This is a genomic window from Enterobacter sp. FW301-JW81, assembly GCF_058788735.1.
In genome coordinates, this window is sequence record NZ_JBYTBA010000001.1 from 619737 (window position 1) to 631936 (window position 12200).

A 12200-nucleotide genomic window follows, 5' to 3' on the forward strand; every position below is an offset into this window, starting at 1 on the left:
AAGAGAAAGTAGCCGCCGGCTGGCGGCTACTGCATATTTAACGTGCAGCGCGTTGCAAAATGACCGTTGACGGCTGGCGCTGCAGGAAGCGCATTCGCATCATCATCATAATCGCCGCCGACGTCAGGCCGATGATAAAGCCCATCCAGAACCCAGCCGGACCCATGCGTTCAACCACCAGATCGGTCAGGGCCAGTATGTAGCCAGTCGGCAGTCCCAGCACCCAGTAGGCGATGAAGGTGATAAAGAAGATCGAACGCGTGTCTTTATATCCGCGCAGCACGCCGCTGCCAATTACCTGGATGGAGTCCGAGATCTGGTATATAGCGGCCAGCAGCATCAGGTGCGAGGCCAGCGCGACCACTTCCGGACTGTCGTTATAGAGCAGGGCAATCTGCTCGCGCAGCGCAACGGTAAAAAGCGCCGTGCAGATGGCCATGCAGACGCCGACGCCCAGCCCGGTCCGGGCGGCCGTTTGCGCATCCAGCGTAGAGCCTTGTCCCAGGCGGAAGCCCACGCGAATGGTCACTGCCGCGGCCAGCGACATCGGCAGGACGAACATCAGGGAACTGAAGTTCAGCGCAATCTGGTGCCCGGCCACGTTCACGATACCCAGCGGGGAGACCAGCAGGGCAACCACGGCAAACAGGGTTACCTCAAAGAACAGTGCCAGGGCAATCGGTAACCCTAACTGCACCAGACGGGTCATGATGTTCCAGTCCGGGGTGCTAAATCTGTTCTCGTTACGAATATCGCGCATTGAACGGGCGCGCTTCACGAAGGTGAGCATGGAGAAGAACATCACCCAGTAAACGGCAGCCGTCGCCACGCCGCAGCCGACGCCGCCAAGCTCCGGCATCCCGAAGTGGCCGTAAATAAAGACATAGTTAACCGGAATATTAACCAGCAAACCAATAAAGCCCATCACCATCCCAGGCTTGGTTTTCGCCAGGCCTTCACACTGGTTACGCGCCACCTGGAAAAAGAGGTAGCCAGGCGCACCCCAGAGCAGGGCACGCAGATAGCCCACGGCTTTATCAGCCAGTGCCGGGTCAATATTATGCATAGCGCGAATGATATGGCCCGCGTTCCAGAGCACGACCATAATCAGCACGGAGACAAACCCTGCCAGCCAGAAGCCCTGACGGACCTGATGGGCAATGCGTTCGCGACGCCCCGAGCCGTTGAGCTGAGCGATAACAGGCGTGAGCGCGAGCAGCAGACCGTGGCCGAACAGGATGGCCGGAAGCCAGATTGACGTGCCGATAGCCACGGCCGCCATATCGGTGGCGCTGTAGCCACCTGCCATTACCGTATCCACAAATCCCATTGCGGTCTGGGCCACTTGCGCGATGATCACTGGTATAGCCAGTGCCAATAACTGGCGCGCTTCATTCATGTACTTCTGCACGTGAACACCTTTATTTTGTAGTTATTTGAGAGACTAAAAAAGCCGCCGAAACGGGCAGCAAGAAGAAAATGCAGGGGGGTGCCAGCTATTGTAGCGGGCTTTAGCTATTTATCTAGTGAAAAAATCGCCAGTAAATGCGCTCCGCTGGCAACCTGTTTTTCCAACTGTTATTGTGGTGGGATTAAACGGTGTCACCACCGTCCGGAAAAAACAGGAGTTGTAAGCATGTTTACTGGTATTGTGCAGGGCACCGCCAAAGTGGTGTCCATTGATGAAAAACCTAATTTCCGTACTCATGTTGTCGAGCTGCCGGAATATATGCTTGAGGGCATCGAAACCGGCGCGTCGATTGCCCACAACGGCTGCTGCCTGACAGTAACCGAAATTAACGGCAGCCAGATCAGCTTTGATTTAATGAAAGAGACGCTGCGCATCACCAACCTGGGCGAGCTGGCGGTGGGGGATACCGTCAACGTTGAGCGGGCGGCGAAGTTCAGCGATGAGATTGGCGGCCATCTGATGTCCGGGCACATCATGACCACCGCGGAAGTGGCGAAAATCGTCACCTCGGAAAATAACCGTCAAATCTGGTTCAAAATGCAGGATCCTTCATTAATGAAATACATCCTCTATAAAGGATTTATTGGCATCGATGGGATTAGCCTGACGGTGGGGGAAGTAACGCCAACGCGTTTTTGCGTGCACTTAATTCCTGAAACGCTGCAGCGCACCACGCTGGGTACGAAAAAACTGGGGCATCGCGTGAATATCGAAATCGATCCGCAAACCCAGGCGGTGGTCGATACGGTTGAACGCGTGCTGGCAGCAAAAGAAGCCGCAATAATAAAGGCCGTCGAAGAAGAATAAAAAACAACCCCGGATTTCCGGGGTTATTTTTTAGCGTGCGACACGCAATCCGTGTTCAATCCCACGGCTGAAAACCACCTGCCAGAGCTGAATATCCCGCGCGCGAAACGCGCCCGCACAGGCATTCAGATAATAGCTAAACATCCGTTTGAATCGTTCAGAATAGTTGTCCGCAATCTCTGGCCAGGCCTCCTGAAAACGCGCATGCCATGCCATCAGCGTGGTGTCGTAATCGGCGCCAAAGTTATGCCAGTCCTCCATAACGAAATGGGATTCACTGGCGTTGGCAATCTGGCGAACGGACGGTAAACAGCCGTTCGGAAAGATGTATTTGTTGATCCACGGGTCAACGTTATTGTCGGTCCGCTTAGAGCCGATAGTGTGCAGCAGGAAGATGCCGTCCGGCTTTAAATTACGATCCACCACCTCAAAGTAGGTGTCGTAGTTTTTCGGCCCAACGTGCTCGAACATACCCACGGAAACGATACGATCGAACTGTTCGTTCAGGTCACGGTAATCCTGCAGCCGGATATCCACATCGAGACCCTGGCAGCGTTCCCGCGCCATTTTTTGCTGTTCCGCTGAAATCGTGACGCCGACCACGCTGACGCCATAGTGCTTCGCCATAAAGTACGCCAGCCCGCCCCAGCCGCAGCCGATATCCAGCACGCGCATACCGGGCTGTAGCTGCAGTTTCTCGCTAATCAGACGCAGCTTAGCCTGCTGAGCCTCTTCAAGCGTCGACGCGTCTTTCCAGTAGGCGCAGGAGTACTGCATGAAAGGGTCAAGCATGCGGTTGAACAGGTCGTTGCCAAGATCGTAGTGTTCTTTGCCGACGATCCACGCGCGTTTTTTACTTTGCAGATTAAACAGTCTGGCAGAGGCGACACGCAGGGTGTCTTTCAGGTTGCGGGGGAGTTGATTTTCCAGACCGGCACGCAAAACGCTGGCGAAAAAGATATCCAGCCGTTCGCACTCCCACCAGCCGTCCATATAGCTTTCTCCCAGTCCTAACGATCCCTCACGCAACACGCGTTTAAAAAAGTCGGGATGTTTGACCTGGGGATCGGATGGCGAAGATCCGTTGATAGTGATGCCTGCACGACCCAACAGTTCACTGACGATCCGGGACCAGTTATCGTCCGGAACGCTGACTTCTTCTATACACGATGAACTCATAGCTTCTCCATCACCCTACTGTGATCAGAACCTTAAAACAGCGTAGACGCTTTTTTGGTTTGTGAGAAATCTCACGGTAAATACCGCGAGGCTAGTATCCGACGTAGAACAGAGGAAGGGAGATAACCCTTGCCGAAAATGCCTTCCATGGTAAAACGGGAGCACTCCGGCTCCCGTTAACGCTTAATATTTATCGTATTTAATCGAACCAAATTTAGTATAGGCCTCAAAATTTGGTGATTCAATAGAAAATTCTTAGCAACCTAATCACTGAAAATTAACATGATTTCTGGCGCAATTACGCATGTGACGTTTCAACCTGAGCGCGGTTATCCTGCTCACGCTGCGCGGAGGCCTGCATGCGATAGCCTATTACCGCCAGCGCAACGGTCACCAGCATCACGCTGGTGGTGGTCAGAAGCGGCGTAGCAATCAGCGCGGAGACCACCAGGCTTGCCAGGAAGCACAAACCCAGCTGCAGGGTGTTCTGCAGCGCGGCGGCGCGTCCTGTCGCCTGCGGGAACGGACGGAGCGCCTGCGCTACGACGATAGGGTAAATCGCCCCGTTCGCGACGGCCATCACGCAGAATGGAATCAAAATTTCAGCCAGACCGGCGCCCGGAATAAAGCCAACGGCCCAGGTCCCGATAACGCTCAGGGCATACAGCACCAGCAGCCATGGCAGCATCTGCTGACCTTCCCACTTTTGCAGCGCTGCACGACAGCCGTATCCGCCCACCAGGAACGCGATGGTCTGCGGAACGTAGCTCAGCCCGATGGCTGCCGGGCTGTATCCCATATCGTGCAGAATAAACGGCGAGCCGGTGAGCCACGCGAAGAAGCTCGCCGAGCAGGCGGCATAGATCAGGACATTGCCGCGATACGCTTTGGTGCCCAGCAGGGAAGTGAAGGTGATTGGCTTCGCGTCAGCATGCGCCTCTTTTTTATGCGCGGGCTTGAGGGCAAACGCCGGCAGCATTAGTACCAGCGTGATGGCAAACAGCGTGGCAAAAATGGCCTGCCAGTCAAAATGCGCGAGGATCCAGCTGCCCAGCAGCGGAGCAAGGGCTGGCGAGAGTCCCACGAGCGGCATAATGGTGGCGAAAATACGGTTTGTGCGGTTAGCCGGGTAGTAGTCGGTAACCAGCGCCTGCCAGGTGACGGCAGCGGCACAGACGCCCACGGCCTGAATAAAGCGCAGCACCAGCAGCCAGGTGGCGTCGCGTACCCATAGCATCCCCAGACAGCCAACGGCAAAAATGGCCAGACCCAGCAGCAATACCGGTTTACGACCAAAGCGATCCGAGAGCGGTCCCCAGAGCAGCTGTGCGAAAGCAAAACCGGCGAGGAACAAACTCAGGCTGGCGCTGATGGCCGCGGCAGGCGTCTGCAGATCTTCCTGCATAGCGGCGAAAGCCGGCAGGTACATATCGGTGGCCAAAAAGCCCAGCACGCTTAAGCCGCCGAGCCAGACTAAAAAACCTTTCCTGGGTTGCATTATTTTATTCTCCTTAAGGAGGCAGGTGTACGTTGGCGCTGAGTGTAGGGAGTGCAAAGCCGCTTGTGAAACGCTAATATTTGGCGGGTGCATTCAAAAATTTTGCAGGCAGAAAATGTGGTCAGATTATTCTCTTGAAGTGGTCGATGCTGTCGCGCGTAACGGCAGCTTTAGCGGTGCGGCGCAGGAGCTGCACCGCGTCCCTTCGGCTATCAGCTACACCGTGCGTCAGCTCGAAGAGTGGCTGGCGGTTCCGCTGTTTGAACGGCGCCATCGTGATGTCGAATTAACGCCCGCCGGCGCGTGGTTTTTGAAGGAAGGGCGTTCTGTTATCAAAAAAATGCAGATCACCCGCGAACAGTGTCAGCAGATCGCCAACGGCTGGCGGGGGCATCTTTCCATCGCGGTGGATAATATCGTTAAGCCGGAACGCACCCGGCAAATGATCGTCGATTTCTATCGGCATTTTTCTGACGTCGAGCTGCGGGTCTCGCAGGAGGTGTTCAACGGCGTCTGGGATGCGCTGGCGGACGGCAGGGCAGAGATGGCGATTGGGGCCACGCAGGCGATCCCGGTCGGGGGACGTTACGCCTTTCGCGATATGGGCATGCTGAGCTGGAAGTGCGTGGTGGCACGCGATCATCCGCTGGCGGCAATGGAAGGGCCGTTGAGCGACGATACGCTACGCAACTGGCCTTCACTGGTGCTGGAGGATACCTCCCGTTCATTACCCAAGCGTATCACCTGGCTTCTGGATAACCAGCGGCGGGTGGTGGCCCCTGACTGGGAATCGTCGGCGACGTGCCTCAGCGCCGGGCTGTGCGTCGCGATGGTGCCCGTGCACTTTGCGCGCCCAAAAATCGATACCGGAGAATGGGTTGAACTGACGCTGGAGAATCCCTTCCCGGATGCGGCCTGCTGCCTCACCTGGCAGCAAAATGACGTCTCACCCGCCATGGACTGGCTTCTGGATTATCTGGGAGACAGCGAAACGCTGAACCGGGAGTGGTTACGGGAGCCAGCGTAGCTGGCCCCGTAGAGCGATTAACGACGGTAGTCGCGGAACGGGCCATCCGCAACGGAACGGCGTTCGATAAGGCGCGGGTGAACTTCAATGGACTGCGACTCTTCGCGCTTGTTGACGATCCTGTCCATCAGCATGTTGAAGGCCGTTTCGCCCAGCGAATCTTTCGGCTGGTGAATGGTGGTCAACGCTGGCGTAAAGTAGCGCGCGTTACGCACGTTATCATACCCGATCACGGAAATATCCTGCGGTACGCGCAGGCCCAGCTCATCGGCGGCGCAGAGCGCGCCCATCGCCATGATGTCGCCCCCGCAGAACACGGCGGTCGGACGATGCTGCTGGGAGACGATCTGCTGCATAGCGCGGTAGCCCGACTCCGGCTCAAAGTCGCCCTGCACGATCCAGTTTTCCGGCACGTTGATCAGCGCTTCTTCCATTGCTTTCATGAAGCCGGCCAGACGGCCCGCGCCGGTGTTGCGCTCCAGCGGACCCGGGATCACGCCAATCTCGCGGTGACCGCGTTCGATCAGGTAACGACCGGCCATATAGCCGCCTTCAAAGGCGTTATCGATAACGGAATCGGTGAAGTCCGCGCGCGCTTCGCCCCAGTCCATCACCACCATCGGAATATGGCGATACTCTTCGAGCATGGACAGCACGGACTCCGGATACTCGGAACACATCACCAGCAGGCCATCAACACGCTTTTGCGCCATCATCGACAGGTAGGCGCGCTGTTTTTCAATGCTGTTCCACGCGTTGCCCAGAATCAGGGTATAGCCTTTCTGGAAGCAGTTTTTCTCAACTGCTTCAATGATCTCGGCAAAATAGGCCGCTTCACTGCTGGTGGCCAGCAATCCAATAGATTTGGTGTGATTAACCTTGAGGCTTCGCGCAACCGCACTTGGCGAATAGTGCAGCTCTTTGATCGCGGCCCAGACGGCATTGCGCGTCTCTTCCGCCACGAAGCGGGTTTTGTTAATAACATGTGATACGGTTGTAGTGGAAACGTTTGCGCGTTTTGCTACGTCTTTAATTGTTGCCATTAAATGTCACTCCAGACCATATCCTAAACTCCTGAAAAACTTGAAGGTAAACGTTTGCCTTCTCTCACCCTTATTTCGCAATGTTGAGTTGCGGCACGCCGGGAAAACGACACGGGACGTCAGGAGGGGGTCAATGGCCGGTACGCTAATAAATTTAGCGTGGAATTTTGTCCTATCTTGATGAAAAGGGGAAGAGGTAAAGTGTTTATCAGTTTAAATCCAGGAAGATTTTTGACGTAAACTGTGCAAAAATGAGCAGGCTCACTTTTCGTGGGGGGATTAAAAGGAGAAAAATTGATGAGTTCCGATCTGAAGTTTTCGCTGTTCACCACCGTTATTGTGCTGGCTCTGATTGTCGCTGCCGGTCTGACGGCTGCGCTGCACTGATTTACGCGGAGGGAGAGCGTTCTCCCTCCCGATCGCCCCAATTGTTACTTCTCATGCAAAAATCTTTTGCCATTTTGTTAACTTCTAATTTTTTGTGATTGATGTCATGCTTTCGGCTTCTTTGTTCTGTGTCCCCATATGACACGGCATCCGGAGTTGACGCATGAAAATCAATTTTCCCCTGCTGGCCCTGGCGATTGGCGCTTTTGGGATTGGCACCACTGAATTCTCCCCGATGGGGTTACTGCCTGTTATTGCCCGGGGCGTGGACGTCTCGATCCCTGCTGCAGGCATGTTAATCAGCGCCTACGCAATCGGCGTGATGGTAGGCGCGCCGCTGATGACGCTTCTCCTTTCGCACCGCGCGCGCCGCAATGCGCTGATTTTCCTGATGGCGATTTTCACCCTGGGCAACGTGCTTTCCGCCATTGCGCCGGACTACACCACGCTGATGCTGTCTCGCATTCTGACCAGCCTTAACCACGGCGCGTTCTTTGGGCTGGGGTCGGTCGTGGCGGCAAGCGTGGTGCCAAAACACAAGCAGGCGAGCGCCGTGGCAACCATGTTTATGGGCCTGACGATTGCCAACATTGGCGGGGTGCCTGCGGCGACCTGGCTGGGTGAAGCGATCGGCTGGCGTATGTCCTTCCTGGCGACCGCCGGGCTAGGCGTGATTGCCATGGTGGCGCTGTTCTTCTCCTTGCCAAAAGGCAGAGCGGGGGAACGTCCTGACGTGCGCAGAGAGCTTTCGGTGCTGATGCGCCCGCAGGTGCTCTCCGCGCTGCTCACCACCGTCCTGGGGGCAGGGGCGATGTTCACCCTTTACACCTACATTTCGCCGGTGTTGCATGACATCACCCACGCGACGCCTCTCTTTGTTACCGCAATGCTGGTGCTGATTGGCGTGGGCTTCTCGATTGGCAACTATCTGGGTGGGAAATTTGCCGACCGTTCCGTGAGCGGGACGCTGAAGGGCTTCTTAACCCTGCTGATTGTCATCATGATCGCCATTCCGTGGCTGGCGCGTAACGAGTATGGGGCCGCCATTGCGATGGTCGTCTGGGGTGCCGCAACCTTTGCCGTGGTTCCACCGCTGCAGATGCGCGTGATGCGTGTCGCGCATGAAGCGCCGGGTCTCTCATCTTCGGTCAATATTGGTGCCTTCAACCTGGGCAATGCACTCGGTGCGGCGGCCGGTGGGGCCGTGATTTCAGGGGGGCTGGGGTACAGCTTTGTGCCGGTGATGGGGGCAATCATTGCCGCCCTCGGCCTGCTGCTGGTGATGATGTCGGGTCGTAAACAGCCGGAAGCAGCCTGCGCTGCTGAATAAACCAAAAACGCAGAAGGGCGAGCCCTTCTGCGTGTCTCTTACGCGGCGAAGTTCTTCGCCACAAAGTCCCAGTTAACCAGCGCCCAGAAGTGCTCCAGGTAGTTAGGACGCGCGTTACGGTAATCAATGTAGTAAGCGTGTTCCCAAACGTCTACGGTCATCAGCGGCTTAGCGCTGGTGGTCAGCGGGGTGCCCGCGTTAGACGTAGAAACGATAGCCAGTTTGCCATCAGCTTCTTTGACCAGCCACGTCCAGCCAGAGCCGAAGTTCTTGATCGCGGCATCGGTGAACTTCGCTTTGAAATCCGCGAAGCTGCCAAATGCGGCGTTGATGGCGGCAGCCAGTTCACCGGCAGGCTCACCACCGGCATTCGGTGCCAGGCAGTGCCAGTAGAAGGTGTGATTCCACACCTGAGCGGCGTTGTTAAATACGCCACCCTCTGAGCTGCGGACGATCTCTTCCAGCGTTTTGCCTTCGAAATCGGTGCCCTTGATCAGGTTGTTCAGGTTGGTGACGTACGTCTGGTGATGCTTGCCGTAATGATATTCCAGGGTTTCCGCAGAAATGTGCGGTGCCAGGGCGTCTTTTGCATACGGTAGTGCAGGTAATTCGAACGACATTGCTTCTCTCCTTATTGTATTTTGCGTTGCCAATAACCACACAGACAACAGGGACAGGATAGCAAATTGAAAGGGTATGCAAAAGAGGAACTTACCCTGCCACGGGCGTGGCAGGGCAGGGGTTAGCGAATGGTTTTCGGTGTCATCACGCGACGCGCGCCGACGTAGTGACGTACCCAGTAGTCTTCACTGAGAGAGGTGATCTGAATATCCTGGCCGCTACGCGGTGACTGGATGAATTTTCCGTTGCCGACATAAACGCCAACGTGGTCAGCCGTGCCGCGGCCCTGAGTGCGGAAGAACACCAGATCGCCATTTTCCAGCTCACCGCGGTCAACCGGGGAAGCATCGCGCAGGTGGTACATCTCATTGGCAGTACGAGGAATGCGGAACTTGACCAGATCTTTATAGGCGTAATAGACGAGGCCGCTGCAGTCAAAACCGGTACGTGGCGAACTGCCACCCCAGTGATAAGGTTTTCCAATCTGCCCCATCAGCTTGTTCATCGCGGTTTTCTGCGCTTTCTGTACGCGCACTTTATGCACTTCCGCTATTTTCGAGACCTTTGTGCACTTCGCCTTGTGGCCTTTGCGCGTGATGCATTTTTCAGTAACGAGGTTGGCGGCGGTTTGCGAAGCTTTGCTTTTGGCGGTGTGGGCAGTGCGGGAAGATTTTGTTTTCGTCTTGCTGGAAGCGGTCTTTTTAGTCTGTGTGGCTGTTTTTTTCTTGTCGTTCTTAGCGGTGGTTTTTTTCTTACGTTCTGTGGTTTTCACCAGATGGTTTTTTTGTACGGCAGAATGCCGCGCCTGCTGAGAGGCGTTTGCCACTGGCGTGAAAGTGAGTGATGTAAACAGTAAAGCACAGAGCGTGATCGAGATTTTATTTATCCGCGCCACTGGGCAGTCCCCTGATAAATGCAGGTCATCAATAATACCCGCGTGTGATTTACAAAGCCCGTCGATTCTAATCCATAAAAACCCAGAAAGTTAATAGCATTTTTCAATCTACAATCGTGTTTCGTTAGCAAGTGCAAAAAAATTCATCGTTCTGTCGCACATTTGCCCATTCCCTAAGCAAAACCCTGACTGCCGCAGGGTTAAACACCATTTGCAATGCAACTTTTCGTGACTCGGGGTAGAATGTATAAACGTGACAAAAATGTTATTTTCCGATGCCAGTCTGAACCGCTACAATGTCAGACGAATGCCGTAACAGAAGTTAAAGGAAGCAAGACATGAGCACCACTATTGAAAAAATCCAGCGCCAGATCGCTGAAAACCCGATTCTGCTGTATATGAAAGGTTCTCCGAAGCTGCCAAGCTGCGGCTTCTCCGCGCAAGCGGTTCAGGCGCTGTCAGCCTGTGGTGAGCGTTTTGCTTACGTTGATATCCTGCAGAACCCGGACATCCGCGCTGAGCTGCCTAAATACGCGAACTGGCCGACTTTCCCACAGCTGTGGGTAGACGGCGAACTGGTTGGCGGTTGCGATATCCTGATTGAAATGTATCAGCGCGGCGAACTGCAGCAGCTGATCAAAGAGACGGCGGCTAAGTACAAAACTGAAGAGCCGGACGCAGAGTAATTTTCTGCGGAAATAAAAAAGCGACCCGCTATGTGGTCGCTTTTTTTTTGCCGGGTGGCACTGCGCTTACCCGACCTGTGATTGGCGATCGGCCTCATCACCCATCGGTAGCGGCCAGCCGCCCAGGCGCTTCCAGCGGTTGACGATCTCACAGAATAGCTCTGCTGTGCGCTCCGTGTCATACAGAGCGGAGTGGGCCTGCGTGCCGTCAAACTCAATCCCGGCCGTGATGCAGGCTTTAGATAACACCGTTTGTCCCAGCGCCAGGCCGCTCAGTGCGGCGGTGTCGAAGGTCACAAAAGGATGGAAGGGGTTTCGCTTGAGCGACGCGCGCTCCGCGGCGGCCATGGTAAAGCTGTGATCGAAGGTGGCGTTATGGGCCACCATGATGGCGCGGCTGCAGTTGCTCTCTTTCATGCCTTTACGCACCATTTTAAAAATGGCGTGCAGCGCATCATATTCACTGACCGCACCGCGCAGCGGATTGTGCGGGTCGATACCGTTAAACGCCAGTGCTTCCGGCTGTAAGTTTGCCCCTTCGAAAGGTTCAACGTGGAAATGCAGCGTGGTGTCCGGTGTAAGCCAGCCCTGTTCATCCATCTTCAGCGTGATGGCGGCAATTTCGAGCAGCGCATCGGTTTTAGCGTTAAATCCGGCTGTTTCTACATCAATGACAACGGGATAAAAACCACGAAAACGGTCGCACAGACCGCTAAATTGAGCGTTATCGGACATCAGGGTCTCTTACATGGGGGAAAAAGCAGAGCGCATTATGGCAAATTTTGGCGGGTGATGCAGTAAAACTACGGGCGCACGTTGCGCCCTGAGGGATCAGTTGCCCAGACCGCGACCGGCGTCTTTGGCTTCAATCAGCTCGATTTTATAACCGTCCGGGTCTTCCACGAACGCAATCACGGTGGTGCCACCTTTTACCGGACCCGCTTCGCGCGTAACGTTACCGCCGTTGCTGCGAATGCGTTCACAGGCTTCAGCCGCGTTGTCCACTTCCAGCGCGATGTGGCCGTATGCCGTGCCCAGCTCGTAGCTGTCTACGCCCCAGTTGTAGGTCAGCTCGATAACCGCCTCATCCGTTTCCGGGCCGTAGCCCACGAACGCCAGCGAGTATTTGTATTCCGGGTTTTCGCTGGTGCGCAGCAGTTTCATACCCAGTACGTTAGTGTAGAAATCAATCGAACGTTGCAGATCGCCAACGCGCAGCATGGTGTGAAGTAGGCGCATAATTTCCTCATTAACCT

Annotated in this window: 13 protein-coding genes; 5 read left to right on the forward strand and 8 right to left on the reverse strand. The window is 55.3% G+C overall.

Translation table 11 applies throughout. The annotated features are described in order from the left end of the window. Positions 1-37: 37 nt before the first annotated feature. Positions 38-1411: an MdtK family multidrug efflux MATE transporter gene (gene mdtK, locus AC3WOK_RS02975; protein WP_059312066.1), complete on the reverse strand. Its 1374-nt coding sequence runs from the start codon at positions 1409-1411 to the stop codon at positions 38-40. Positions 1412-1636: 225 nt separating this feature from the next. Between mdtK and AC3WOK_RS02980 the strand changes: the two genes are divergently transcribed. Further along, the gene (locus tag AC3WOK_RS02980; RefSeq protein ID WP_063431194.1) at positions 1637-2278 is read left to right on the forward strand and encodes a riboflavin synthase; all 642 of its coding nucleotides are present in this window, start codon (positions 1637-1639) and stop codon (positions 2276-2278) included. Between the two features lie 30 nt (positions 2279-2308). Here the strand turns inward: AC3WOK_RS02980 and cfa are convergent, their stop codons facing one another. Next, positions 2309-3457, reverse strand: a complete 1149-nt coding sequence (gene cfa, locus AC3WOK_RS02985; RefSeq protein ID WP_059312064.1) for a cyclopropane fatty acyl phospholipid synthase — start codon at positions 3455-3457, stop codon at positions 2309-2311. Positions 3458-3755: 298 nt separating this feature from the next. Then, the gene (punC, locus tag AC3WOK_RS02990) at positions 3756-4955 is read right to left on the reverse strand and encodes a purine nucleoside transporter PunC (protein ID WP_059312063.1); all 1200 of its coding nucleotides are present in this window, start codon (positions 4953-4955) and stop codon (positions 3756-3758) included. A gap of 115 nt (positions 4956-5070) precedes the next feature. Here punC and punR point away from each other — a divergent pair, with 115 nt between their 5' ends. After that, the gene (gene punR / locus AC3WOK_RS02995; protein WP_059312062.1) at positions 5071-5982 is read left to right on the forward strand and encodes a DNA-binding transcriptional activator PunR; all 912 of its coding nucleotides are present in this window, start codon (positions 5071-5073) and stop codon (positions 5980-5982) included. 17 nt (positions 5983-5999) lie between these two features. Here the strand turns inward: punR and purR are convergent, their stop codons facing one another. Next, positions 6000-7025: an HTH-type transcriptional repressor PurR gene (purR, locus tag AC3WOK_RS03000; RefSeq protein WP_047348803.1), complete on the reverse strand. Its 1026-nt coding sequence runs from the start codon at positions 7023-7025 to the stop codon at positions 6000-6002. A 297-nt stretch (positions 7026-7322) separates the two neighbouring features. Between purR and cydH the strand changes: the two genes are divergently transcribed. Both cydH and AC3WOK_RS03010 read left to right on the forward strand, forming a co-directional pair. Next, positions 7323-7412, forward strand: a complete 90-nt coding sequence (gene cydH / locus AC3WOK_RS03005; protein ID WP_020688313.1) for a cytochrome bd-I oxidase subunit CydH — start codon at positions 7323-7325, stop codon at positions 7410-7412. A 163-nt stretch (positions 7413-7575) separates the two neighbouring features. Beyond that, positions 7576-8742 carry an MFS transporter gene (locus tag AC3WOK_RS03010; protein ID WP_492353905.1) on the forward strand — a complete coding sequence of 389 codons (1167 nt, stop codon included), beginning with the start codon at positions 7576-7578 and terminating at the stop codon, positions 8740-8742. A 38-nt stretch (positions 8743-8780) separates the two neighbouring features. Here the strand turns inward: AC3WOK_RS03010 and sodB are convergent, their stop codons facing one another. Beyond that, positions 8781-9362: a superoxide dismutase [Fe] gene (gene sodB / locus AC3WOK_RS03015; protein ID WP_047348801.1), complete on the reverse strand. Its 582-nt coding sequence runs from the start codon at positions 9360-9362 to the stop codon at positions 8781-8783. A 122-nt stretch (positions 9363-9484) separates the two neighbouring features. Beyond that, a complete protein-coding gene (locus AC3WOK_RS03020; protein WP_059312583.1) occupies positions 9485-10258 on the reverse strand; it encodes a C40 family peptidase in 774 nt (257 codons plus the stop codon). A gap of 338 nt (positions 10259-10596) precedes the next feature. Between AC3WOK_RS03020 and grxD the strand changes: the two genes are divergently transcribed. Next, the gene (gene grxD / locus AC3WOK_RS03025) at positions 10597-10944 is read left to right on the forward strand and encodes a monothiol glutaredoxin 4 (RefSeq protein ID WP_003832760.1); all 348 of its coding nucleotides are present in this window, start codon (positions 10597-10599) and stop codon (positions 10942-10944) included. Between the two features lie 66 nt (positions 10945-11010). On the opposite strand, the gene rnt is transcribed toward grxD, so the two are convergent. Both rnt and gloA read right to left on the reverse strand, forming a co-directional pair. Continuing rightward, positions 11011-11679, reverse strand: coding sequence for a ribonuclease T (rnt, locus tag AC3WOK_RS03030; RefSeq protein ID WP_059312582.1), 669 nt, complete (start codon positions 11677-11679; stop codon positions 11011-11013). Between the two features lie 96 nt (positions 11680-11775). Continuing rightward, complete coding sequence (gene gloA / locus AC3WOK_RS03035; protein ID WP_013096923.1) at positions 11776-12183, reverse strand: lactoylglutathione lyase; 408 nt, start codon at positions 12181-12183, stop codon at positions 11776-11778. Between the last annotated feature and the right edge of the window lie 17 nt (positions 12184-12200).

What these genes read in the sequence shown, in the direction of transcription:
- AC3WOK_RS02980 (WP_063431194.1), top strand. Translation starts at nt 1,637, where the DNA reads ATGTTTACTGGTATTGTGCAGGGCACCGCCAAAGTGGTGTCCATTGAT.
- cfa (WP_059312064.1), bottom strand. Translation starts at nt 3,457, where the DNA reads ATGAGTTCATCGTGTATAGAAGAAGTCAGCGTTCCGGACGATAACTGG.
- punC (WP_059312063.1), bottom strand. Translation starts at nt 4,955, where the DNA reads ATGCAACCCAGGAAAGGTTTTTTAGTCTGGCTCGGCGGCTTAAGCGTG.
- punR (WP_059312062.1), top strand. Translation starts at nt 5,071, where the DNA reads ATGTGGTCAGATTATTCTCTTGAAGTGGTCGATGCTGTCGCGCGTAAC.
- purR (WP_047348803.1), bottom strand. Translation starts at nt 7,025, where the DNA reads ATGGCAACAATTAAAGACGTAGCAAAACGCGCAAACGTTTCCACTACA.
- cydH (WP_020688313.1), top strand. Translation starts at nt 7,323, where the DNA reads ATGAGTTCCGATCTGAAGTTTTCGCTGTTCACCACCGTTATTGTGCTG.
- AC3WOK_RS03010 (WP_492353905.1), top strand. Translation starts at nt 7,576, where the DNA reads ATGAAAATCAATTTTCCCCTGCTGGCCCTGGCGATTGGCGCTTTTGGG.
- sodB (WP_047348801.1), bottom strand. Translation starts at nt 9,362, where the DNA reads ATGTCGTTCGAATTACCTGCACTACCGTATGCAAAAGACGCCCTGGCA.
- grxD (WP_003832760.1), top strand. Translation starts at nt 10,597, where the DNA reads ATGAGCACCACTATTGAAAAAATCCAGCGCCAGATCGCTGAAAACCCG.
- rnt (WP_059312582.1), bottom strand. Translation starts at nt 11,679, where the DNA reads ATGTCCGATAACGCTCAATTTAGCGGTCTGTGCGACCGTTTTCGTGGT.
- gloA (WP_013096923.1), bottom strand. Translation starts at nt 12,183, where the DNA reads ATGCGCCTACTTCACACCATGCTGCGCGTTGGCGATCTGCAACGTTCG.